The sequence below is a fragment of the Fibrobacter sp. UBA3629 genome (assembly GCF_002374005.1).
GTDB lineage: Bacteria > Fibrobacterota > Fibrobacteria > Fibrobacterales > Fibrobacteraceae > Fibrobacter.
Map to the genome: position 1 here is coordinate 17,930 of NZ_DFLC01000035.1, position 24,003 is coordinate 41,932.

Sequence of the window (24,003 nt, forward strand, 5' to 3'; positions counted from 1 at the left end):
CGGAAGACGCAGGAATTTTGCTTATATCTTTCTTACTAATAGGTTTTGTCTATAACTAGATTCCAAGAAAAGCTATAGAGGCGCCTCTTTGCGGCATCAATGCTTAAAATTTTATTCAGTACTTGCTTTTTTGTACACTAGATATTATATTTATACTGCACAAAAGTTCAAGTGAAAAGATGAGTATGATATGGATGTCCGCGAAAAACTGAATATTCTTTCTGCTGCAGCGAAATACGATGTTTCGTGCACATCGAGTGGTTCCAGGCGATCTGCGCCTCCGAGGGGGCTTGGCGATGCTTGTCCGGCGGGAATTTGCCACACGTGGTCTTCCGATGGCCGCTGCATTTCGCTCTTGAAGATTCTGCTTTCGAATGCGTGCAAATACGACTGCGCTTACTGTGCGAATCGTCGCAGCAACGATATTCCGCGTGCGACATTTACGCCGAAGGAAGTGATTGACCTGACTCTCGAATTTTACCGTCGCAATTACATCGAGGGGCTCTTCCTGAGTTCTGCGGTGGTGGGGTCGCCCGATGCCACGATGGAACGTCTTGTGAAAGTCGTGAAGGAATTGCGGACGGTCCACAGGTTCGGCGGCTACATTCATTTGAAGAGTATTCCTGGAGCGTCCGAAAAGCTGCTTCACGAAGCGGGACTTTATGCGGATCGCACTAGTGTGAATATCGAGGTCCCGTCAGAGCGTTCGCTTACCTATCTTGCTCCTGAAAAGAATTACGCTTCGGTTTATGCCCCTATGAACTACTTTGCCGAACGCAAGATTGAGTACGGGGGTTCGCGGGGGAGGTATACACCGAACTTCTTGCCTGCGGGGCAAAGCACGCAGATGATTGTAGGGGCCTCCGGCGAAACGGATTTTCAAATTCTCACGCTGTCAGCAGGGTTCTACAGGCAGCAGCGGCTCAAGCGCGTCTACTTTTCGGGCTATGTGCCGGTAAATGCGGACAAGCGCCTCCCCGCGCTTACGACGAAGCCGCCGCTCTTGCGGGAACATCGGCTTTATCAGGCGGATTGGCTCATGCGATTCTACAAGTTCGATTACGACGAAATTTTGGATGCGAAGCATCCGAACCTGGACTTGAATCTTGACCCGAAGGCGGGGTGGGCGTTGCGTCATCCGGAATTCTTTCCGGTCGACTTGCAGACGGCGGATTACGAAATGATCCTGCGTGTTCCCGGAATCGGGGTGAAATCCGCCCAGCTGATTGTCTCGAGCCGCAGGTATTGCAAGATACGCCTCGAAACACTAAAGAAAATGGGAGTGGTGCTGAAGCGTGCGAAATATTTCATCTACCATCCCGACATTCCCGCGGGAGTGCGACAGTTCTATCCCGAGATGATCCGGCCCTTATTGCTTGCGCCCTCGAAGACCCAGCAGCTCGACCTCTTCGATAGCACGCCTCTGCTGTTGCCTTCCGCGCCCGCAACAACAAACTCGTTGCCATCTGTATTCCCCAGCACGAATGTCATCCCCGCGAAGGCGGGGATCTCCTTGCCAAAACCACACCTTCTAGCAGCAGGATAACACCATGTCTCTTTGTATTTCTTACGATTCCTCGTTTGATGGCTTCTTGAGCGCCGTTTTTGAAATCTATTCCCAGCATCTGGATGTGGAAAGCTTTGTCCCTGACCGCGACACGGGAGCGACAGGGGACCTGTTTCAGCAGAACTTCCGTGTGGAGACGAACGACGAATCTGCTTCGCGCCTCCGTCGCGCCGTCGTGAATTATGCGGGCGATGACGTGCTTAACCTGTTGTATGCGGCGTTCCTTTCGGAAGAACCGGGGGTCGAGATGAAGATTCTCGCATACCTTCGCAAGTTGTTTGCGGGTGACGATCCGAATTTTGCAAAGAACGTGGCTTCGACGGAAATGCTCCCGCTATACAAGCTTGCGTATTCGGTGCGTCACGAGGCCGGGGGGCTTCTCGGCATGGTCCGTTTTTCGAAAGCTCCCGGGAACTTCTACGTCTCGAAAATCGACCCGAAATATGATGTCCTCCTCCTCATCGAACCTCATTTCCGCAACAGGTTTTCCAATGAGAACTGGGTCATCTACGACGAGAGACGGAAGTATGCCCTTCTGCATGACCGAACGGGAGAAAGTCGCGTTGTGACCCTGCCCGATGCGACCGCCTTGACGGATGCCATCCAAAGCGACTCCTTTACTCAGTTGTGGCAGGATTACTACAAATCCATCGCCATCAAGGAACGCGAGAACCCGAAACTGTTGCGCCGTTGCCTTCCCGTACGCTATTGGAAGAACCTTACCGAGCGGCAGACCGTCTGCGTCCCCGCGCTGTAACTCCGGCCCTCGCCAAACCTCTTAAATGAAAGGACCCGCCGATTGGCGGGCCCTTTTCGAATTCTAGGCGCTTGGACTTAGTTGATGCGGCCAACGAGGTTGCCGGAGAGCATGAAGTCCCTCGTGCTGCCGTAGCTGTGGAAGCCGGCGGAGAGGCTGAAGCGGTCCGTGAATGCCTTCTCGAGGTAGATGGCTCCGAGAACGTCCTTCACGTGCTTGGCTGCGAACTTGCTCTGGAAGTCCTTGTGCTCGTGACGGTCGCCCACGTATTCGGCTTCAACGATGATGCGGTCAACGATGGGCGTGACGATGGAGATACCACCGGTCAGCGGGATGACGAGGTCGTCGTCGGCACTGATGTTCATGAGGGCCGCTTCACCGAAGAGCGAGATGAAGTTCTCGGAGAGCGGGACGTTGAACTTGAGAGACACGTTGTGCTTTACGGTAGCGTCGGCGTCGTAGACCATGTCGAAGATGTTGCTACGGTAGCCGAGCTGGATCTTCAGGTCCTTGAGGCTTTCGAGGTTGTGGAAGTTGAATACGGCACGGAGGTCACCCTTGTCGAGGTTTGCCGACTGGCTGATGAAGGACACGTTCAGGTCCATCGTTTCGGACGGGGTGATGCCGAGCTGCAGCTGGTTTTCGGAGGGCTGCGTGGACATGAAACCGTTCAGGTAGCCGTCGATGTAGCCACCGAAGTAGTCACCGTTCTTGTCGGTGTTATCCCAGCGACCGACCTTGAAGTTAATCAGGTCGTTTTCCTGGAAAGCCCAGGCTTCGTCGAGGGAGTAGTAGTCGTCGAGCTTGCCGTTCTCGTCGTTACGGAAGGCTTTCTTCTTGGCGTCCTTGTCGGCGAATCCTTCGTCCTTCAGGTCACCGGGGTAGAACGCTACGGCAATCTTGCCCTTGAAGTTTTCACCTTCAGCGAGGACTGCGAAGTTGGCTTCGCCGTTCCACGTTTCGAGGTTGTCCCTCATTTCGTCTTCTTCGCTTGCCCAGAAGACCTTGCCAGCTTCCAATTCAAAGTCGGCATTGATATCGAACGCGAGCTTCGGGGTTTCGAGCACGGCGTTCTTGATCATTTTCTTTTTCTTGCGGCGTTTTTTCTTCTTGGCGGGCTTCTGCTCGTCGGCGGCTGCGACCTGTTCTTCGGCAGGGGCTGCTTCGGCGACGGCTTCGGTTGCCGGTGCTTCAGCGGCGGGAGCTTCTGCTACGGGAGCGGCTTCAGCGGCAGGTGCTTCTGCTACGGGAGCGACTTCGGCGGCGGGGGCCTCGGCAGCGGGAGCTTCGGCTGCAGGAGCGGCTTCAGCGGCGGGGGCCTCGGCAGCGGGAGCTTCGGCTGCAGGAGCTTCGGCTACGGGAGCTTCGACAGCGGGTGCTGCTTCGGGGGCTGCTTCCGGGGCGGCAAAGACTGCTGCTGCCAGAACGCAAGAAGCGAGGATCATCTTTTTCATCTTCGGAATTCTCCTTTGTAAATTAATATGCCGAAAGTTTAGAAAAAACAATGGACAAATGGGCGAATTGCTTCCGAAAATGGGAGATTTTACCTCAACTTTTACAAAAAAAGTTAATTTTTCGTGCCATGAAGATTAGTCTTAAACGAATTATTTGTTTTGCCACCGCTTTGTTCGTAACATTTGCGCTTGCGCAGGAAACGCTTCCTGTTTATAAGAAAGTAAGAAACGAGGTCAACGAGGCCGCTCCTGTTGGTGAACTTTCCAAGTCCGACTGGATCAAGGAACTCCCGATTCCCAAGGATAAAGTAAAGAAGGTCACCTGGGTCAAGGAAACGGTCGAGGTGACCGACAAGAAGGGCCGCCCTGTCAAGGACAAGAAGGGACGCGTCAAGACGAAGGTCAAAAAGAAAAAGGTGGAAACCTGGGTCGAGGTGGAATCGAGCGAACCGCCGAAGTACGTCCCAATCGAGTGCAAGTACGGAAGCGCCTGGGTGCGCCGCGCGGAACTTGCCCGGTTCCAGCAGGAATCCCTCGACCTGAGTGGCGAGTACGCCTCCGCGACGGGTAGTGTTTATCTGAAAAAGTCCCCGAACAACCCCAAGCGGTTCGACGTGGTTATCCAGAACGGTCCGGAAGGCAACCGTGCTGAAATCGAGATGGGAAACCTCGAAATTCGCGAGGCGGGCCGCAACGCTCGCTTCGCATATCAGGAAGATGGCTGCACCGTGGATGTCGCCGTTACGGGCCGCAAGGTGAAGGTCGCGCAGCGCGGCTGCAACGAGTATAATGCGGGGCAGTACAAGCTTGAAGGCGATTACGACAACTACAAGGGCAATACCCGCAAGGTTGCGAAGTTCAACATGCCTGAGGTCCAGTTCAAGTACAAGAAGTTCTTCTGGTGCGGCAGCGGTTTCGATAGCTGCGAAGAGATGAAGGATGAAAATGGCGCCGTCTACATCACCTGGAGCAAGGGCGGGAACGGCTTCATCGAACGCAAGGCGGGGGAGACCGTGCATACCTACCGCCCGTTCGAACACGTGATTCCTCACAAGCGCGAATTCTACAAGGGTGAAAAGCCTATCGCTATCAAGACCAAACGCACCGACATGGCGGGCGAGTGGATGATCTGGTATTACTACCCGAAGGCCGAACGCTTCAAGATGGTGCGTGCCGGCATGCGCGAAGACATCGCCTACATGGAAATCTACGAGTGATAAGGGATATCGGACAGAGCCGCATTCTTTTCCTGGATTCCGGCCCGCTGGTCCGGCTGTTGCAGATGCATCCCGATTACTACCCGGCGGTGTCGGGCGTGCTCGACATGGTGTACGAGAAGAACGTTCAGGTTCTTGTTTCTTCAATTACTTTGTTTGAGATTAGCCGCAAGGCGTTCGGTGCGAACGAGGGCGTGCTTGCCCGCCAGTACCGCGAGTTCTTTGAACATTCCGCGAACGTGAAGGTGTGCCCGGTAGATGCCGAAGTTTCCGTAAAGGCCGCTGAACTCTATGCGGCCTCGCAGAAGACGAACCACAAGATTACCGAAGCGGAATCCCTGCGCCTTGCGACGGCTTTTGTGAACGGCGCCGACTGCATCCTTACTGAATGTGCGAATTTCCGCACCCTTACCGACGCCCTCGTCGTGACTTTGGACGAAGTCTAGCAAAAAAAATGCTATCTTTCCCTCCGTAAAATTACGGAGTTTTTATGCCTAACTATTGTCCTGTTATCGGTCTTGAAATCCATTGCCAGCTCGCGACTAAGACGAAGATGTTCTGCGGCTGCGAAATCGAAGTGAATACGACCCCGAACAAGCACGTTTGCCCTGTTTGCCTCGGTATGCCGGGTGCCATGCCCGTGCCGAACAAGAAGGCGGTGGAATACGCGATTCGCCTTGGGCTTGCGCTCAACTGCGAAATCGACCTGAACGCGATGTGGACCCGCAAGAACTACTTCTACCCGGACCTGCCGAAGGGCTACCAGATTACCCAGACGGGCGGACTTCCGGTGTACGACCACCCGATTTGCAAGAACGGCTGGCTCGAAATCGTCAAGGAAGACGGCACCAAGAAGCGCGTGGGCATCACCCGTATCCACATGGAAGAAGACGCCGGCAAGCTTATCCACGACATGAGCCCGACCGAATCCCACTTCGATGCGAACCGCTGTGGCACTCCGCTTTGCGAAATCGTGACCGAACCGGATATCCGTAGCCCCGAAGAAGCCGTGCTCGTTCTCAAGAAGATCAAGCAGACGCTGGAATACACCCGTGTTTCCAACGCCAACATGGAAAACGGCAACATGCGCTGCGACGGCAATATTTCTCTCCGCAAGAGCGAAGACGCCCCGTTTGGTATCCGCGCCGAAATCAAGAACCTGAACAGTTTTACTAACCTCGAGAAGGCACTGTACTGCGAAATGAACCTGCAGGCCTCGACCCTCGATGCCGGCAAGGAAGTGGAACAGTGCACCAAGCGCTATGACCCCAACGCGGACAAGACCATCGTCATCCGTAGCAAGGAAGACGCCCACGACTACAAGTACTTCCCGGAACCGGACATGGTCCGCCTCGTGACCGACCCTGCCTTCGTGGAAGAAATCCGCCGCACGCTTCCGGAACTGCCGGATGCCCGCCGCAAGCGCTTCATGGACGACTTCGGTGTTTCCGAATACGACGCCATGGTGCTGACCGAAGACCGCGACGTGAGCGAATGGTACGACACCGCCGCAAAGAACTGCAAGAACGGCAAGGTGCTCGCCAACTGGGTCATCACGGAACTTCTCGCCAAGGTGAAGGAGCTCGAAGGTGGCCTCAGCGCCCTCAAGATCAAGCCCGAAGACCTCTGCAAGCTCGTGAACCTCATTGCCGACAACACCATCAACGGAAAGATTGCAAAGACGGTCTTCGCCGAGATGTTCGAAACCGGCAAGGATCCTGAAGCTATCGTGAAGGAAAAGGGCCTGGTGCAGGTGACCGACACCGGTGCCATCGAAGAAGTGGTCCGCGCTGTGTGTGCCGAAAATGCCGCCCAGTTCGCCGAATTCAAGGCCGGAAAGGTCGCACTCAAGGGCTTCCTCGTGGGAATGACCATGCGCAAGTCCGGCGGCAAGGCCAACCCGGGCCTCGTGAACCAGATTCTCGACAAGCTCGCGAAGGAATAGTGCCTTAATGCGTCTTGCGTTCGCTGTCTTGCTTGTTCTGTTTTTTGCGCTTCCTGCCCTTGCGGAAGACGTTCCGAACAAGTGCGACAGCCTCGGCGTGAGCACGTTGAACATGACCGAGGAAGAGATTGCAGAAATCTGCGGAATTGACTCGACGAAACTTGCCCAGGGGCCTACGCTTCAGGAGTTGAACGAAGAAGACCCGAAATACATCAAACGTGATTATGACCACCGGCAGCAGGTCGTTGTCGGTAGCGTTATTATGTTGTGTGTAGCGCTGGCGATGGTCTTGATGAACAACTACAACCCGAAGCGGTAGCTCTATTTTCCCGTAATTTTGTAATACGCTTTGTTCGGTGACTCTTTTGAGTTGCCTTGCGTACGGCCCTTGAGGTCGGTCATGCGGACTTTGTCGCAGCCGTATTTGTTAGAAGTTTCGGTGGCGCTGTTTACGCGGATGCCGCGCCCGATGGCGGTGGTGCCTTCCTCGATAAGCCCCGCGATGACTTCGGCGTTTGCGCTGAGGTTTGCCTTGTAGGGAATAGTTGCGCCTTTCAAAAGTTTGTCGCCGGTGATGGTGGGCTCGGGCGATTCGCTGTCGCCGATTGTGAGGCCCGCGACAGTGAAGGTCACTTCTTCGCCGGGGAGGAGGCCCTTGAGCGATTTCTCGCTGCGCACGCCGTTCACGGTCACGTAGGCGTTGTGGTAAAGCGGTGCGATGCCGATGTTCTTTACGCGGACGGCGGCAGAAATCTTGTTGACTGCGTAGCCCGTGATTTCGAACTTGTAGCCTGCATAGGAACTGGCCTCGTACACGCGTTCCTTGGTGGCGAAGCTGCCTTCGGGCGCGTCGTTGCCTATCACGTAGGTCATGTGGTATTTGGCGGCGGCATCTTCCCAGGTGACTCCGTAAAGGCCTGCCGGGTTCAGGAACTCGCGCTGGTCCTTTTCGGTGTAGTAGCTGACTTCGCCTCCGCCGGGAGCGGTTTTCCAGCGGTCCGTACCCAGGTCGCGCCAGTTGCGCTCGTTGTCGCCGTTGCCCTGCGAAATGTCGTGTTCCTTGTGCATGAAGGAGTCGTCGAAGAGTCCGAAATTGAGCCCGAGCAAGGTCTTGTTGCCTGCGACGGGCGTGTAGTTGTTGTCTGCCGCATCGATGGAGATGCTCCACGGGGTCTCTTTGAACAAACTATCAAGATGCGTCAGGAATTCGGCCTGGTAATCCTTGGTGGCGAAGTTGACTCCGAAATTGAGTTTGGTGCCGTAGATATGGTATTCGCCCCAGTGCCCGAAACCCGCCTGCACGAATGCGATACGCGGGTCGTTGTCGTATTTCGTGGCAAAGTCGGTGTAGAACTGCTTGTAGAACCACAGGAGTTCCTTGTTGCTCCAGTCGGCATAGTAGGTGGGGCCGTCGCCGCCCGGGTCTTCGGAATACGTCTCGGTGTAGGACTTGTTCGCCTTGATGTAGTTGGGGACTGCGGTGGCGCCCTTCACCTTCTCGGTGCAGCCCGATGCGTTCGTGATGGTCGCGCTCGGGTACTCGATGCGGAAACGCACGATGGCCTGGTGCCCGCGGCTCGCGATATCGTCGAGCATCTTTTCGAAGGTGCTCCAGTCGTAGTCAATCTTGTCGTCGGTCTTGCCTTTCACCACGGCGCAGGGGAGGCAGTACGAGTATTCGAGCGAAATCGAACCTTGCAAATTCTTCTGGTCTTTCGCCTGGTCGGGCCAGAACACGATTCCCTTCATGGGCTCGAGCGTTTCGATGCTCTTTTCAAGTGCGACGGAACGGTCCGCCGCGAATGACATTGCGGCAAGCATGCCTGTTGCCAATGCCGCAGTTGTGATAACGGGGGCGGCGCCCGCGAGATATTTTTTCACCATATAATCCACACACCTTTCGGGAAAAGACCCGATGTTATTAATCTAATACAGAATATGCGTAAAGTCAAGTAAAAAAACGGGTCCTTTACGGTTCGAAAATACGGATAAACTTCGGTTTGCCTTTCACGCTCTTGCCGAGGGCGTCTACCTGCTTGCCCGTGGCGTTTTGCTGGCGCAGTTGCGGTGTGGCGCGAACCTTGCGGGCGTATGGAATTGCGTCAGTTGAACCGTCGCGCAAAACTACCGCGATACTGTCGAGGATTGGGTTCCCGGTGTCTTCGATGTAGTCGTGCGAGACTTCCCACACCATGATGCCCGCGTAGCCGTTATCCTTGACCCAGCGACTCTTGATGGCAGAAGAATGCGGGTCTTCGAAGGTCACGTATCCGGTACTCGATACGCCGTAGGGTTCTACGGAAACGCTGTCGAAAAAGAATTCCCATTCGGGGTTTGTTACGATATCCTTGTACGGGACCTGCTTTGCGGTTCCCTTGGTGAAGTCGGTGCTGGGGCCTGTCGCTCCTTCAAATTGAAATCCGAACGAGGGGATTCCGAAGACCATCTTTTCTGTCGGGACGCCGCGCTTTTTCCAGTAGTCGCGGGTCTGTTCCCACGACCAGGTGGTGTAACCGCTGTGCGGGTAGAGCGGCGAATCGAACATGGCCTTTTCGTCCCAGTCGCCGGTGATGTCGTAGGTCATGAAGCCGAACCAGTCGAGGTTTTTCACGAGGACTTCGGGCGTGAACCATTTGCCGTAATACTGCGAGCAGGGAAGCGCCGCAGAAAGTGTTTTGCCTTCGGGGAGTGCGGCGCGGAGTTCGGTGAGTAGCTTGTTGTAGGCGATGGTGTCGGCGTCGGGCACGGGGTTGTATTCCCATTCCCAGTCCATGTCAAGGCCGTCCAGGTTGTGGTCGGCGACGAACTGCACGAGGTTAGCGATGAACTTGCCGCGGAGGGCGCTGTCCGATGCGACAGGCACGAAGTTTTCGCTTTGCCCGCCACCGCCGAGCGAGACGATGACTTTCGTCCCTGCGGCATGCCCGAGTGCTACCATCTCGTCAAGGGCGGTCGGGTCTTCGGCGGCATCCCCGCGAAGCGAACCATCGGTATCCGGCGTGATAAAGCTCCACAGCACGTGGGTGAGTTTTTTGTACGGGACCTTGTCTACGGTGTATGCGGGCTTGTGCCACTTTCCCCAATCGGGGTAGTAGCCGATGAACAGCGGTTCTGCCCACGCCGTGCAGGCGCCCGCGAGTGTCAAAAAAAGGAGAAAAAATACCTTCATATTCCTAATATATCCTTTTTTGGGGCGAATAGTCCCGTGATGTGTTGAAAGGGGTGAAATGTTCCGTTTTTGCGATGGAGAAATCGCGTGTAAACCGCGTTTTTTCTTGAAAAACGACATTTTTGCGGGTATAATTAGGGTATGCATATCAGGAAGTCATTTTTCTGGTGCATGGTGTGTTTTGGCTTGGCATGCGTGGTGGCATGCTCCGACGACTCCGGGACGAACCCGGTTTCTCCCGATTCGGGTGCCGAAGGCCTTTCTAGCAGCGGTGAGGTAATTATTGGCGAGGACGGTCAACCGGTTGTTGTGCCCATATCCTCGGCCGATGGCGGAATTCCGCTTTCGCAGGGTGGTGACGGGACGGTTGTTCCCTCGTCTTCGTCTTCGCAAAAGAGTTCTGGGCACGATGGCCCTCTACCTGGTGAAGACCAGCAGATGGTCGCGGTCGATACACCGCTTACCTACGTGGGCAATTTCCCGGTGATTTTCTCCGAAGTTTCGCCCGAGAACGCGAATTTCAAGGATAACGACGGCAACGACCCGGGCTGGGTTGAACTCTACAACACGAGCGACGCTCCGGTGAGCCTCAAGGGCGTTGCGCTCAGTAATGACGCGAAATACCCGCGCCGCTGGGTGTTCGGCAATGCGACGGTCCCCGCGAAGAGCCACATGGTCGTGTTCCTTTCGGGAAAGAACTATGCAGATTACATCGCTCCTTCCGATTCCGTGAACATGATTGGGACTAACTGCAGTTCTGAATCGTCTTCGGGTGGGTTCGGCGCATTCCCCGGCATGGGTGACTGGGGCGGCGGTATGAATCCTGGTGGCGGTGCCGGAGCTGGAGCAACGACTACGAATGCGGAAAATTTGCCGGGCAAGTCTGCCCTGTGCTATAACGAGGGCGGCGTGAACCAGATTGGTGCCGTGGTGAAGGTTTCCCCGAACAAGGGCTCGTACACGCGCGTGGTTGTCAATGCGGCTTCTAAACCGGGCAATGCCGACCAGCTCGTGGTGCGCGGGTTCATTACCAAGACCCACAAAATTCGCCTGAACTTCAAGGAAGGCGATGCGATGAGCGACTGGAGCGGCAAGAACCTTCGCGGTACGGGCGACTCCTCTGCGGTGTACTACGTGAGGCTCAGCGACAATGCGAGCGAGATCAACCGCAACAACATTACCGCAACGACGTTTGCGACCGAGACTGCGGGCAGCGAATCCACGACGATCAAGATTACCTCGTATATCGCGCGCAAACGCGGTCACGAACCGCACACAACCTTCAAGGCCGAAAATTCGGGCGCCCTCTTCCTTGTGGACGAGAACAGCGCTATCCTCGATTCCGTAAGTTATTCCTCGGTCCCGACGGGGGCTTCCTGGTCGCGTGATGCTGCGGGCAAGTGGGGCTTTGCGACACCTTCGCCTTACGGCAATACGGCGGGCGAGGTGTTTGCAGAACAGGCTCAGTCCAATGCGGTGAACATTCCGCCTTCGGGCTTCTACTCTTCTGCAGTCGCGGTGACGTTCCCGGCAGGCACGCGCTGCGAGCAGGGCGGTGCCGAAGCTACGGCAAGTTCCCCCGTGGTGCAGTCCCTGAACGTCTCTTCCACGACGGTGTTCCGTTGCCGTACCTATGCCGACGGCAGCTACCCGAGCGACGAGATTATCCGTACCTATGTGTTCGAACAGCAGCCGTCCCTCGCCGCGATCTTCGTGACGACCGACCCGCTTTCGATGTTCAGCGCCGATTCCGGCCTCTACATGACGGGCAATAGCGCAAGCATGATGGACCCGAAGTACGGTGCGAATTTCTGGAGCAACCGCGAACTCCCCGTGTACGTGGAAATGTTCGAACCCGGTTCCCCGAAGACACCCGCGTTCGGCGTGATGGGCGACTACAAGATTTCGGGCCAGTACAGCCGCGCGAAGGAGAAAAAATCCTTCTCCGTGACGCTCCGCGAGGAATATGGTAATAAGCGCCTCAAGTACCCGCTGTTCCCGGATTATCCGGAACTCAAGAAGTTCAAGGCTTTCTCGTTCAGGAATTTTGGCAACAACAGCGGTGACGACTACGTGCGCGACCGCATCGGAACCCAGATGACGGAAGGCCTGGGGGTCGATTACCAGCACGGGCGCTATGTGATAGTGTACTACAATGGCAAGTACTACGGCATCCATGACCTGCGTGAACGCAATAGCGAATACTACTACGAAACGCGCTACGGGCTCGACCCGAACGATATCGACCTTCTCGATGCGAACAACGATGCCTCGGCAGGTTCTTCTACCGATTACAAGGCGATGGTCGATTGGTTGCAGGGCAACGAGCTTACAAGCGAAGCGAACTACAACAAGATTGCCGAACAGGTCGACGTGGAAAACTACATGAACTACATGGCGGCGGAAATGTTCGTGAATAATGGCGACTGGCCGCACAACAACATGAAGAAATGGCGTGTGGCTAGCCAGAAGAGCAAGTGGAAGTGGTTCCTGTACGATGTGGACTTCGGATTCGGCGCCGGCTACAATACGCAGAACAGTAACGTGTTCAGCTACGTGACCAATGCGAACGGTACGAACGGCATGGGTATGATGATGCCGGGCATGGGCCAGCAGGGTGGTCAACAGTCGGGCGGTTCCATCTCGGAACACACGATTCTCATGATTCGCCTGCTCGGAAACGAAGGCTTCAAGAAGGCGTTCATCAACCGATTCTGCGTGCTCCTTTCGATGAACTTCGCTGCGGACCGTCTCGTGAAGCAGATTGACGCGCTCCAGAGCCAGGTGCAGTCTGAAATGTCTCGCGATGCCGAATTCTGGGGCTACAACGCGGGCTCCTTCGGCACGAATCTCGAGAAGATAAAGAGTTTCGCGCAGAGCCGCCAGCAGACGATTATGAGCGAGATGCAGCAGTACTTCAATCTTGGTGAAACGGTGAAAACAACGTTGTCTGTGCAGGGTTTGGGCGAAATACGGGTGCATAACCTCCCGCTTGATCAGTCGAGCATTGCGGCAAGTTTCTTCAGGGATGTTCCCGTGACGGTGACTGCGGTTCCGAAGTCGGGCTCGGTATTCGCGGGCTGGAGCGACGGCAACCAAGAGGCTACACGCACGTTCAATCCGGGCGAAGTGACGACTCTTACGGCGAATTTCCGCTAAACAACTCTCATCTACTCCCCAAAGGGTGCCGGCTCAGGCCTGCACCCTTCTTTTTGGATTGACTGAGGGTTGATAAATATTTATTTTCGTAGCACGATGAAATGTAAAACTTGTATCCCCGGTCTTGTACTCGTGGCGTTTTCGTCCATGATGTTTTTCGGGTGCGCATCCCAGGATCCGCAACCCGCGACGAATCCGTCCTATGGTACGCAGCCTCCACCCAAGGTCTCTCTCATGCAGGAACTGAAGATGCATTCGTGCCCTGAAGGCAGTTTGCAGGGTGTGGGGACTGCAGAAGACTACGACCAGGCGCTCAATATCGCCGTCATGAAAATCGCACAGCAAATCCAGAGTTCCGTAAAGGCGGCCAACACGTCTATCCGAAAGGAGGACATGTCCAGCGACGGCTCGGAAGCTATACAGTCTTCATTTGAAATGAAATCCCAGGTCTCGGCCCAGCTGCGGAATATGCAGGACGTCCATCCCATGACGACGCTTGCGCGCGACGGCATGACGGGTGTCGTGGCCTGTATGTCCCGTGAAGATGCGGCGAAGCCTTATAGGCAGGATTACCAGAGCGCCCGCGACGCGCTGGTCTCGTCGATGGCGGTTCTCGACATGACGACGCATCCTCTTGAAAAGTTCAGCAACTACGACATCATGGTTGATGCCTACAGAAAGTACAAGGCTGCAGTTCTCGTCTTGGAATCGATAGGCTTCAAGGACGGCTACGGCGATATTGAGGAAAACTACAAGAAGTCGCTCGAAGGCTACAACGACTTCAAGAGCCGCTACAAGGTCTACTATGATGGCTCGTTGGAAGCGGAGGAGGCGACGAAGATTTTCCAGGAACTTTCGAAGAAGGTCTTCTTGCAGACGATGCTGGATTCGGCATGTGAGGTGGGGCTCGTGCTCAGCCTCGAACTTTCGGATCCGAAATGCAAGGAAGGCGGCCTTGGAATCACTTGCACCGAGGTCGTCGCCCTGAACGGCAGTTCCTGCTCCGGAGAGACTTACTTTACTCTAGGCGCGACCCTCAAGGGGGTTGGCCGTTTTGACGAAAACGAAGCCAGGGGTAAGATTGTGAATAGCATCGACAAGGGCGACTTGATTGCTGAGTGGATGAAAGAACTCGTTCGATGGATTGCGAGGTAATATGAAAAAGCTGTTTGTGGTGTTCTTGGTTCTTGCTGCGTTCTTTGCTCCGGCGTCTTTTGCTGCCGATTCCCAGAAATTGCCTCTCCCGGCTGAGATAAAGGATTCGGTCCCGTGGTTTGCCGTGCGTGAACTCAAGAATGATAATACGCCTTTCACGAGGACTCACCTTCAACGTCTGGTGCAAAAGTATGACCGTGTCGCGCTGGTGTATTTCGCTACGTGGTGTGTCCCGTGCCGTGCGGGGCTGAAGCAGATTGTTGCTCATCAGGCTGAACTTGCGCAGGCGAAAACGGGAATCGTGTTGGTAAATGTGGGCGAAAAGGAACCTTCCAAGGTGCTGTCGTTCCTTCAAAAGATTTCTGCCGACAAGCTTCCCGCCATTACCGATCCATTTGGACGGATGACGGAAGGTTTTGGACTCATCAAAGCGGGCCAGAACATCACTCTTCCAAAGACGATAGTTGTCGACAAGAACCTCAAGGTGAAAATCCTGGTGGGTGAGGAAGGGGATGACTATGTCGAACTGCTCAAGGGGAACGGCCTTTAGCGCACAACATTTTTAACTTCGGGGGATTGCCGAAATGAAAAAAATCAAGGGCTTCTTTTCGTTTTTTGGACTTGCGTTTACCCAGGTGGCGGTGTCGACTGCGCTGGTTGCTTACACGGAACTTGTGCTTTCTCGTATGGGATTTACGGCGACGGGCTCGTGGCAGTTCTATGTGCTCCATTTGCTTTTCCTGTTGCCCTGCGTGCTCTTGCTGACTCCTGCGGGCTTTGTTTCGGACAAGTATCCCAAGGAACGCATCCTCCTGTGGACGTCCTTGCTCTCGCTCCCTGTGGTGGGCCTGTTCTGTGCTGGCGCCTACCTTGATGACCTCCGCATGATGTTCGGGGGAATCGCTCTGTTCTTTGTCCTGCAGGCGTTCCAGAGCCCGGCCAAGAATGGCTACCTGAAGGAACTGGTCGGCGTGCGGTTCCTTGCGGGCGGCAGCGGCACCTTGATGATTGTCACCTTCCTCGGGCTCATTTTTACGGGCGTGGCTCTTGCGTTTGCTGTCCGCGAAAATATGATTCTGCAGGTTCTTTACACGCTTGGTGCTCTGCAGCTGTTCGCTATTTTCTTTGCCGTTAGGCTCCCGTCAATCGGAGCTTACGACAAGGACCTCAAATTCCCCTGGAAGTATTACCTGTCATCCAAGTATGCGCGACGCAAGATGGCGAAGGCGTGGAAGAACAGGTCGCTCCGTCAGGCGATTATCGGTCAGGCGATGTTCTGGGTCATGATATTCCTCATGGTGTTCGTTATTCAGGACCAGTTCAGTTCGGGGTCGCTGTTTAATCAGGATGTCCTCGCGAATTATGCCATCTTCGGTGCTGCGATTGGTTTGGTTGCGGGGTTCTTCTTCGCGATGCGGATGTCGAAGGACTTTATCGAGATGGGCCTGATTCCGATGGGAACTGCCGGGGCGTCGATCTTGCTGTTCCTTATCCCGCTCATTCCGAGACCTTACAATGCAATCGCGTTCGCGCTTCTCGGGTTCAGCGGCGGCATTTTCGCCCTCCCGATGTTTGCGACGATGCTCTACAACACGAAGCCGCGCTCTGCCGGACATGTGCTTTCGCTTTCGAACGTGGTGCAGAACCTTTGCATTATCGTTATCGACGTGCTTGCGATTGTGGCGATCCGCTATTTCGCATTCGACCGGATGAACCTCTTCTTCATCCTCGGGGTAGTCTGCCTTGCGGGGACAATCTGGGCGCTTTGGGCCATGCCGCAGACTTTGCTTCGCCAACTGTTGCGCTCCGTGCTCTCGATACACTACAAGTTCCTGGTGACGGGCGTGCAGAATATACCGTGGGAAGGTCCGGTGCTCCTGGTAGGTAACCACATCTCTTATATCGACTGGGCCATGATCCAGATGGCGAGCCCGCGTCCGATGCGTTTCGTCATAACGCGTCGCCCCTTCGAAAAGTGGTATGTCAAGTTGCTGCTATCGCAGATGGAGACGATTGACCTCGATATCTCGAATCCGGGGCCAGCGATGGAGGAGGCGAGGAAGGCCCTCCTGCGCGGGGAGGCCGTGGTAATGTTCCCCGAAAATGCGATGACTTCGACCGGCAACATGAGCCGTTTCCGTCTGGATTATTCGACGGCTATCAAGGATGTTCCGCGCGTGAAACTTTTGCCGTTCTATGTGCAGGGCCTGTGGGGAAGTAGCTATTCCATGGCCGATGCCGGCTTCAAGGACATGGTGCATAGCGGCGGACGAATCGTGACGGTTGCCTTTGGTGATGAGCTTCCGCTTGATTCGAACCCGATGATGGTGAAACGCGCTGTGCAGGAACTTTCGATTACCGCGTGGACCACCTACATCCGCAAGCTGCGTCCGGTGGCCTCTGCCTGGATTCGCACTGCCAAACGTGTCGGTAGCGGTCCGGCCGTGTTCAGCCCGGATGGAAACCACCTCTCGGCACATGCGCTTGCGGCGGCGGCGCTCTCGTTCGGCGCTATGATAGAGAAGCTGACCAAGGGCGAAAAACAGGTGGGCGTGCTTATTCCGCCGTCCGGCCCCGGTATCATCGTGAACATGGCGTGCCTCCTCAAGGGCAAAACCGTCTACAACCTGAACTACACGAATACACCCGACACGATGGATTATTGCTGTGGCGTGGCCGAAGTGAAGACGATTATCACGGCCCGCGTGTTTGTCGAGAAGTTGAAGCAGAAGGGACTCCCGATGGAAGTGTTGCTCGACAAGTACAAGGTCTACTACATGGAAGATCTGAAGGGGCAGCTGCACAAGTCGACGCTCGTGAAGAACTTCCTGCGCGTGATGCTCTTGCCCGCGTGGTACCTGGAGCTTCGCTTCTTCAAGAAGGTCTCGCTTGATGACGTGGCAACTATCATTTTCAGTTCGGGTTCCGAAGGCCGCCCCAAGGGTGTGGAACTCACGCATCTTAATTTGATGGGCAATATAAAACAGTGCGAAAGCGTGCTTCTGCCGACCGCGGAAGACGTGTTCCTCGGTTCGCTCCCGCTGTTCCATGCGTTCGGGTTCTCCATCACGACGATGCTTTGCCTTGTGGAAGGCGTGCCGGTGGCGACTTGCCCCGACCCGACGGATGCAAGGCTCGTGTCGCGCATGTGCGCCCAGTTCAAGGTGTCTATCATGGTGGCCACGGGCACGTTCTTGCGCATGTGGGGCCTGAACAGAGCTGTGCATCCGCTGATGTTCTCGCATGTGCGTAGCATTTACGCCGGCGCCGAGAAAATTCGTGAGGACGTGCGCCAGCTGTACCGTACCAAGTTCAAACTCGAGATTTTCGAGGGTTTCGGTTGTACGGAGACGACTCCGGTGGCGGCGGTGAACACGAAGGACGTGCTCATGGATGACTACAAGACGGTTATCGAGGGCAACAAGCCAGGTACCGTCGGCGCTCCGCTTCCGGGAACGCAGTTCCGCATTGTGGATCCGGATACCATGGAAGAACTCGGCGTGGGCGAGGACGGCCTTATCCTTATCGGTGGAGCCCAGATCATGAAGGGTTATCTGAAGAATCCGGAAAAGACTGCGCAGGCGATTGCGGTCATCAATGGCAAGCGCTGGTACAAGACGGGAGACAAGGGCCATGTTGATGAGGACGGCTACCTGACGATCGTGGACCGCTACAGCCGATTCGCGAAACTCGGTGGCGAGATGGTGAGCCTCGGGTCGGTGGACTTCAAGATTTCGGAATGCTCGCTGTTCGACGAGATTGACCACTTCGCGGTAGCTGTCCCCGATGGCTCCAAGGGTGAAAAAATCGTACTCGTGTATGCGGGCGAAAAATCCGAAGACGAAGTCAAGGACATGCTCAAGCAGGTGGGACTCCCGCCGCTGATGCTCCCCGGTGCCGTGGTGAAGGTTGACGTGCTTCCGAAACTCGGTAGCGGCAAGAGCGACGTGCAGACCGGCAAGAAAATTGCGATGGAACGGTTGGGAATACAAAATTAGGAGTGAAACATTAGGATTTGTATGAGTGCAAAGAGTAGTGAAAATACTGTTGTAAAAGAAGAAAAGAATAATCGGAAATCGGTGGCGGAGTCCCTGCGTGAATGGGTGAAATCCCTTTGCCTGGGCAAACCGCAGGCGGTAATGCTTGCGACGACGCTTGTCGTGATGCTTGCCGCGTTCCTCATATTCAATAACCTTTCCGTTTCGTTTGCAAGGCGCTGGGATATCGACTGGGGCTACTACGCCATCCTCTCGACATTTATTCTGCTGGTTGCGGGTGTCGTGGTGAACATGCCCTTCGTTGCAAAGAACATAAAGGGCTTTTTGCCCGAGGGCAAGAGCTTATGCGGTTTGCTAGTGCTGCTGATCCTCTTTTCGGTGTTCATGTTCGGCAACATCAGCAACACGCACCGCGTGCTGAGCGACGAGACGAGCTGGGAATCGATGGGACTCCAGATGTATTTCCAGCATACGGGCGGCATCTGTAACGAAGGCGTATGGACCGACGGTGTTCTCGACTGCAAGACGGAAGTGAACAACTTCAAGGGCAAGGCGCTCGGGTTCGTGTATTCGCTCGTGTTTAACTTCATGGAACCGAATCGCGATACGGCGCTGCTTGTGAACTACCCGTTCTATATCCTGAGCCTCATCGCGTTCTTCCTCGCGCTCTCCAAGTGGTTCAGGAGCGGCAGGCTCGCGCTGGCGGCGACCGCGTTCTTGGGCGGTATGCCCATTTACCTGCTGCAGGCCCGCTCGGCATCTACCGAAGTGCTCTACATTTGCCTGCTCGCTTTCCTCATGGCGTGGTATGCGTTCGTACCTACGAATAAGGTAACGTGGAAACACTTCTTGCTGACGGTCCCGCTGCTCGGATTCTTTGCGCAGACCCGCCAGGAGACGGTGTTTGCGTTTATTCCGTTCGCGCTCTACTACTACCGCTACTTCCTCGAAAAGCCATACCGCCTGCCGGCCTTTGTTGCCGCCGTGATTGCGGTGAGCTGGCCCAGCGTCAACAACATGGCTGCCTATCGCGGCTACGACTTCCAGGGCGGTGAACATGCGGCGCACTCGTTTGAGAACCTGTGGTTCAACCTGAAAACCAATTTGGAAGTCATGCTGAACATGAACCTGTTCGAGGGTCCTGTAAAGATGATGCAAGACCCGAACTTTGGTGGAATCCTCCCGAACCCGTTCTATACGACGTTCACCGTGATTCTTCTGTTGGCGACGATTTGGCTCCTTGTCCGCATGGTTGTATTCCGCCGCTATGTGCGCGGATTTATCCTGGGCATATTCTTCTGCCTCCAGATTTTTGTCATCATGTTCAATGTGTCGGGAACGTTCACGATTGATATCAACCAGCGTTACGTGCTGGTGGCGCTTCCGATGTTTGCTCTCTTGATGGCGCTCGGTCTCTATGATGCGCTCGAGTTTTCGACCAAGATGCGCAAGGACGCCGCCGCGACGATTGTCATGGGGCTTGCTTGCCTCCTTACGCTTGGGCTTATGGTGTACCATGCCCCGAGTTACCGCAACAACATGCTCTATTACAAGAACAGGTTGCTTGGGGAAGAGGAATTCCTGAATACGGAACTATCCAAGTTTCCCAAGAATTCGGTGTATATCTATGCGCGCCCGTGGCAGATGCTTGCGCAAGGGCATAGCGCTTTCAGCGAGCGCACCTTTGAAGGCTGGAGTACCGAAGTCTTTGCGGAATGGATGCAGAAGTCCGGCGGTAACATCTACCTGGTGCGTGGTCAGGACGGCTACGGCAAGGTGAACCGGGACAGCCGTGTGGTTGGCTTCAAGACGACCGACCAGATTGACCAGATTCTGGAAGGCTACAAGCACGAGCGCGTGTTGGTGAATTCCAAAGATTTCGGCTATCCGCTGGTCATCTACAAGATTATTTCGAAGAAGGGCGTCTCGCACTACGCGCAGAACTTTATCGTGTCGGAACAATCCGGTGGCCGGATTGTCCTGAACAAGCATTTCCCGGAATCTATCGCCTGTGACTACACGCTCAATGGCGAACACTACGGAGAATTGCTGTTGACCGTCGATTCGGATTCGCTGCTGCTTGATTCGACGAAGGTGCGTGCAGGCATGAACAGGGCTTTCTTCTCGTGCTCCATGCCCGATGGGGATACCCTTCCCGTTTATCGCGATTTCTTTGTCGAATCGGAAACGGTGGCGTTGCTTTCGTCTATCAAGATGGGTAGATTCTCCCAGGATTGGGGCGCGCCGCAGCTCAACGAGTCCGTGGAACACCACAAGCTGACACTTGACGGAGAACCCTTCCGCTACGGAATCGGTAGCCATGCGAATTCTGTCCTGGAGTTCACGCTTCCGCGTCATTTCGATGTGTTGCATGCGGTTGTCGGGCTGGATGACGAAAGTGCCTGTGGCGACGGGGCATCCTTCGTTGTCGAGGCTGGGGGTCGAGAGGTCTTCCGTTCCAAGAGGCTGTATTCGACAGAAAAGCAGAAGATTGACGTGGAAATCAGTGGTGCGACTTCCCTGGTGCTCCGTATTGATATGGGCGAAAACAAGGACTGTGACCACGGCGACTGGGCGGACGCCTGGCTGGAGGCCCGGTGAAAATCCTGGTAGCCCCTTTGGATTGGGGGCTGGGGCATGCAACGCGTTGCGTGCCCGTCATACGGGAGTTCATGGCGCAGGGAGCCGAGGTGGAAATTGCCGTAGTCAAGGCGAATGCGGCTTTCTTTCGCGAAGTTTTTCCCGGATTGCGGCAGCGCCTTGCTCCTGGATACAACGTAGTTTATCCGAGATTCGGTGCCAACATGGGGCTGTGGCTCCTGAAAAACACGGCGCACTTGAATGCGGTCATGCGCTACGAGCACCGCTATGCCGAAGAAATGGTCGATCGCCATGGCTACGATATCCTGTTTTCGGATAACCGTTTCGCGTTCTATTCGAAGAAAGCCTACAATGTCTACATGACGCATCAGAGGCGAATCGCGTTCCCGCCTGCACTTTCGGCGTTCGAAGGTGTGGGAATCCGTTGGCACGAGGCCCGCATGCGGCATTTCGATGAAGTGTGGGTTCCCGATGTGGCGGAATTTCCCGGTTATGCGGGGGCGCTGTCGCATTTGCAGTCCCGTAGTGAGCCTAATGTCAAGTTTGTGGGCCCGCTTTCCCGTTTTGGCGTGGATATGGTCAAAGCCTCGGCGAGTCCGTCGGGTATGGCCCAGTACAGTTCCGTCGCTGTGGTTTCGGGAGTGGAACCCGCTCGTTCCCGGTTCGAGGCGAGCTTGCACGAAATACTGCGTGCGCTTCCGGGGCGGCACCTGATGATTCTCGGTAAACCTCAGGTTCCGCGCAACTCCTGGACCGAAGGCAATGTCGATTTTTGCACGCACCTGCCAACGGAGGCTTTTGCGGAAGCCGTTCGCAATGCCGACTGGGTCATAAGCCGTGGCGGTTACAGCACCGTGATGGACATGGCATTTTTGGGGGCTCGCTGCATCTTTGTCCCGACTCCAGGCCAGTATGAACAGCTTGTTCTTGCTCGTGAACTCGCTTCGGCGGGTTATGCCGTCCATATTCCGGAACACGGGTTGTCGGTCAAGTCGTTCGAAGAATCTTTCAAGAAAAAAGTCAAGCTCCCGAAGCCCGGTGAAAGGGGCCTGTTGCAGGGAGCTGTTGAAGGGCTGCTTGCCCGAGGATAAAGTATGAATCAGTTCGTTCTCGCATTCCCGATTCCGGTTCCCGCTTCCGAGATTTTCAAGTTGACGGATACAGTATCCGTATTGCCCGAAGCGAAGTCGCTGCTTGTCCCCGGCTGCAGCGTAAGTTTCAAGGTTGCCCGAAATGGCGCTGCTGCGGGACTCTCGGATATATTTAAGGAACACAGGGACATTTCTGGAGAAGAGGCGTCGGCTATCGATTCCCACAAGTCGCTCCTGTTCTTGCTTGGCACCTTGAAAAATACCGATGACCTCCGCATGGTGAATACGGCTATCTTGAAGTTGCTTTCTGCCGGCGCGGCCGGTGTCTACATGCAGCATTCCGGTACTGCCTGGACTGCGGATGCTTTCCGCGAGGAACTGGGCGATGGCGAATTCCCGATGGATCCCTGGATTAACTTTGTCGAAAACGCTGATACGCTCTATACGCTTGGACTTGAAGTGTTCAACTCTCCGGACCTTTGTATTGCGAAGGGGGCCTTGTCCGAGAATGCGCTCCGTGATGTCCTTGCGGTCGCGGCCGATTCCATATTCTCGGGCGAGGTTTCCTCGAAGTCGGGAACCGAGATCGATGCGGGAGAATCCGGCGCTTTCGTCCTCCGTAGCGAAATAAAGAATCCATTTCCGAAGGATTCCCCAGAATACAACCGTCAAGGAATCATGCGTCTGATAAGGAAGTAGAACAATGCCTATCGATAACGAATACGTCAACCTCGCTTTCCTTCTTTCGGCAATCGCGTTTCTCTACCTTGCGATTTATGCGGTCATTATGCCGCTCCTGAAGCATTGGGCAAAGAAAAACCCGAGCGCATTCAACAAACTCCTGGTCGAGCGGCATGTGGCCTCCCGCCTTTTGCAGGTGATTCCCGCGACGGCGTTTTCGACGACTGTCTCGCGGATTTTCGATGCGGAGGGATGGATTTACGATTTGTGTTCCAGGGTGGCGAACATCTGGTATACGCTTCTCTCGTTTGCGATCGCCTGTTCGGTTCTCGATGTGGTGGAACATTTCAACGGCATCAACGAACGGACAATGAAGAGGCCGCTCCATGGAATTTTCCAGGCGATAAAAGTCGCTCTATTCTGTATCGCGGCAATCTTCATCGTGAGCCAGGTGACGGACAAGAGCCCTGTCATCATCTTCTCCGCGCTCGGTGCGATGGCGACGGTACTCATGCTCATTTTCAAGGATTCGATCCTGGGGGTCGTCTCGGGCGTGCAAATCAATATTTCTGATTTGCTCCGCAAGGGAGACTGGATCGAAATCGAGCGTCACCATGCCGACGGTACGGTCATGGACATCACGCTCACCTCGGTAAAGGTGCGCAACTGGGACAATACGATTTCGGTCATCCCAGCCTACGACCTCATCACGAATTCGTTCCGTAACTGGCGTGGAATGCAGGATTCCGGTGTTCGACGCATCAAGAGGTCTCTGTTTATTGACCAGAAGAGCATCCGTTTCCTTACTCCCGCCGAAATTGAAAGCTTGTCCAAAATACAGATTCTGGCTCCGTATCTGGAAAAGAAGACCCGAGAAATTGCTGGAGAGCCTTCCAAGGCAAACCTGCTCGGCGTGGACCAGGGAACTCTCAAACCCGAGATGCTCAACAGTCGTCATCTCACGAACATTGGCACATTCCGCGCCTACTGCACGGCTTACCTGCGTTCTTGCGGGACGATAGCCCAGAATTTGACGCTCATGACGCGCCAGCTGGAGCCGACGCCGCAGGGGCTTCCTCTTGAAATCTACGCTTTTACCAATACGGTCGTGTGGGAAGATTACGAAGGAATCCAGTCGGATATCTTCGACCATATCCTTGCCGCCATGCCTGAATTCGGGCTGGAGCTATACCAGCGGCATTAGCACTA

17 protein-coding genes are annotated in these 24,003 nt (G+C 55.1%); 14 read left to right on the forward strand and 3 right to left on the reverse strand.

Features of this window, described 5'->3' with window-relative positions; all coding sequences use genetic code 11:
- The first annotated feature begins 190 nt into the window (after positions 1-190).
- Both B2310_RS10520 and B2310_RS10525 read left to right on the forward strand, forming a co-directional pair.
- Positions 191-1,546 carry a putative DNA modification/repair radical SAM protein gene (locus tag B2310_RS10520; RefSeq protein WP_290726818.1) on the forward strand — a complete coding sequence of 452 codons (1,356 nt, stop codon included), beginning with the start codon at positions 191-193 and terminating at the stop codon, positions 1,544-1,546.
- 4 nt (positions 1,547-1,550) lie between these two features.
- On the forward strand, positions 1,551-2,324 hold the full coding sequence (locus B2310_RS10525) for a TIGR03915 family putative DNA repair protein (protein WP_290731282.1): 774 nt from the start codon (positions 1,551-1,553) through the stop codon (positions 2,322-2,324).
- A gap of 77 nt (positions 2,325-2,401) precedes the next feature.
- On the opposite strand, the gene B2310_RS10530 is transcribed toward B2310_RS10525, so the two are convergent.
- Positions 2,402-3,778, reverse strand: a complete 1,377-nt coding sequence (locus tag B2310_RS10530; protein ID WP_290726812.1) for a hypothetical protein — start codon at positions 3,776-3,778, stop codon at positions 2,402-2,404.
- Between the two features lie 170 nt (positions 3,779-3,948).
- Between B2310_RS10530 and B2310_RS10535 the strand changes: the two genes are divergently transcribed.
- Genes B2310_RS10535 through B2310_RS10550 form a run of 4 tightly spaced genes read left to right on the forward strand, consistent with a single transcriptional unit; the run spans position 3,949 to position 7,259 of the window.
- Positions 3,949-4,995 (forward strand): hypothetical protein, encoded by a 1,047-nt coding sequence (locus B2310_RS10535; RefSeq protein WP_290731285.1) that lies wholly within the window; start codon positions 3,949-3,951, stop codon positions 4,993-4,995.
- Complete coding sequence (locus B2310_RS10540; RefSeq protein WP_173382148.1) at positions 4,992-5,441, forward strand: type II toxin-antitoxin system VapC family toxin; 450 nt, start codon at positions 4,992-4,994, stop codon at positions 5,439-5,441. The genes B2310_RS10535 and B2310_RS10540 overlap by 4 nt, the downstream gene beginning before the upstream one ends.
- A gap of 44 nt (positions 5,442-5,485) precedes the next feature.
- Positions 5,486-6,940: an Asp-tRNA(Asn)/Glu-tRNA(Gln) amidotransferase subunit GatB gene (gene gatB / locus B2310_RS10545; protein WP_290731291.1), complete on the forward strand. Its 1,455-nt coding sequence runs from the start codon at positions 5,486-5,488 to the stop codon at positions 6,938-6,940.
- A gap of 7 nt (positions 6,941-6,947) precedes the next feature.
- The gene (locus B2310_RS10550; protein WP_173365444.1) at positions 6,948-7,259 is read left to right on the forward strand and encodes a hypothetical protein; all 312 of its coding nucleotides are present in this window, start codon (positions 6,948-6,950) and stop codon (positions 7,257-7,259) included.
- A gap of 2 nt (positions 7,260-7,261) precedes the next feature.
- On the opposite strand, the gene B2310_RS10555 is transcribed toward B2310_RS10550, so the two are convergent.
- Positions 7,262-8,824 (reverse strand): hypothetical protein, encoded by a 1,563-nt coding sequence (locus B2310_RS10555; protein WP_290731295.1) that lies wholly within the window; start codon positions 8,822-8,824, stop codon positions 7,262-7,264.
- An 85-nt stretch (positions 8,825-8,909) separates the two neighbouring features.
- A complete protein-coding gene (locus B2310_RS10560) occupies positions 8,910-10,109 on the reverse strand; it encodes a glycoside hydrolase family 18 protein (RefSeq protein WP_290731298.1) in 1,200 nt (399 codons plus the stop codon).
- A 141-nt stretch (positions 10,110-10,250) separates the two neighbouring features.
- Between B2310_RS10560 and B2310_RS10565 the strand changes: the two genes are divergently transcribed.
- From B2310_RS10565 to B2310_RS10600, 8 genes are all read left to right on the forward strand, one after another.
- Entirely contained in the window at positions 10,251-13,268 is a 3,018-nt protein-coding gene (locus tag B2310_RS10565) for a CotH kinase family protein (RefSeq protein ID WP_290731301.1), read from the forward strand.
- Between the two features lie 96 nt (positions 13,269-13,364).
- Entirely contained in the window at positions 13,365-14,423 is a 1,059-nt protein-coding gene (locus B2310_RS10570) for a hypothetical protein (protein WP_290731303.1), read from the forward strand.
- Position 14,424: 1 nt separating this feature from the next.
- The gene (locus B2310_RS10575) at positions 14,425-14,973 is read left to right on the forward strand and encodes a TlpA disulfide reductase family protein (protein WP_290731305.1); all 549 of its coding nucleotides are present in this window, start codon (positions 14,425-14,427) and stop codon (positions 14,971-14,973) included.
- Positions 14,974-15,007: 34 nt separating this feature from the next.
- A complete protein-coding gene (locus tag B2310_RS10580; protein WP_290731307.1) occupies positions 15,008-18,421 on the forward strand; it encodes an MFS transporter in 3,414 nt (1,137 codons plus the stop codon).
- A gap of 21 nt (positions 18,422-18,442) precedes the next feature.
- Complete coding sequence (locus B2310_RS10585; RefSeq protein ID WP_290731310.1) at positions 18,443-21,022, forward strand: NPCBM/NEW2 domain-containing protein; 2,580 nt, start codon at positions 18,443-18,445, stop codon at positions 21,020-21,022.
- Positions 21,019-22,113, forward strand: a complete 1,095-nt coding sequence (locus B2310_RS10590) for a glycosyltransferase (RefSeq protein WP_290731313.1) — start codon at positions 21,019-21,021, stop codon at positions 22,111-22,113. Before B2310_RS10585 ends, B2310_RS10590 begins: the two co-directional genes overlap by 4 nt.
- A gap of 3 nt (positions 22,114-22,116) precedes the next feature.
- A complete protein-coding gene (locus B2310_RS10595) occupies positions 22,117-22,812 on the forward strand; it encodes a hypothetical protein (RefSeq protein ID WP_290731315.1) in 696 nt (231 codons plus the stop codon).
- Positions 22,813-22,816: 4 nt separating this feature from the next.
- Positions 22,817-23,998 (forward strand): mechanosensitive ion channel family protein, encoded by a 1,182-nt coding sequence (locus tag B2310_RS10600; protein ID WP_290731318.1) that lies wholly within the window; start codon positions 22,817-22,819, stop codon positions 23,996-23,998.
- Positions 23,999-24,003: the final 5 nt, after the last annotated feature.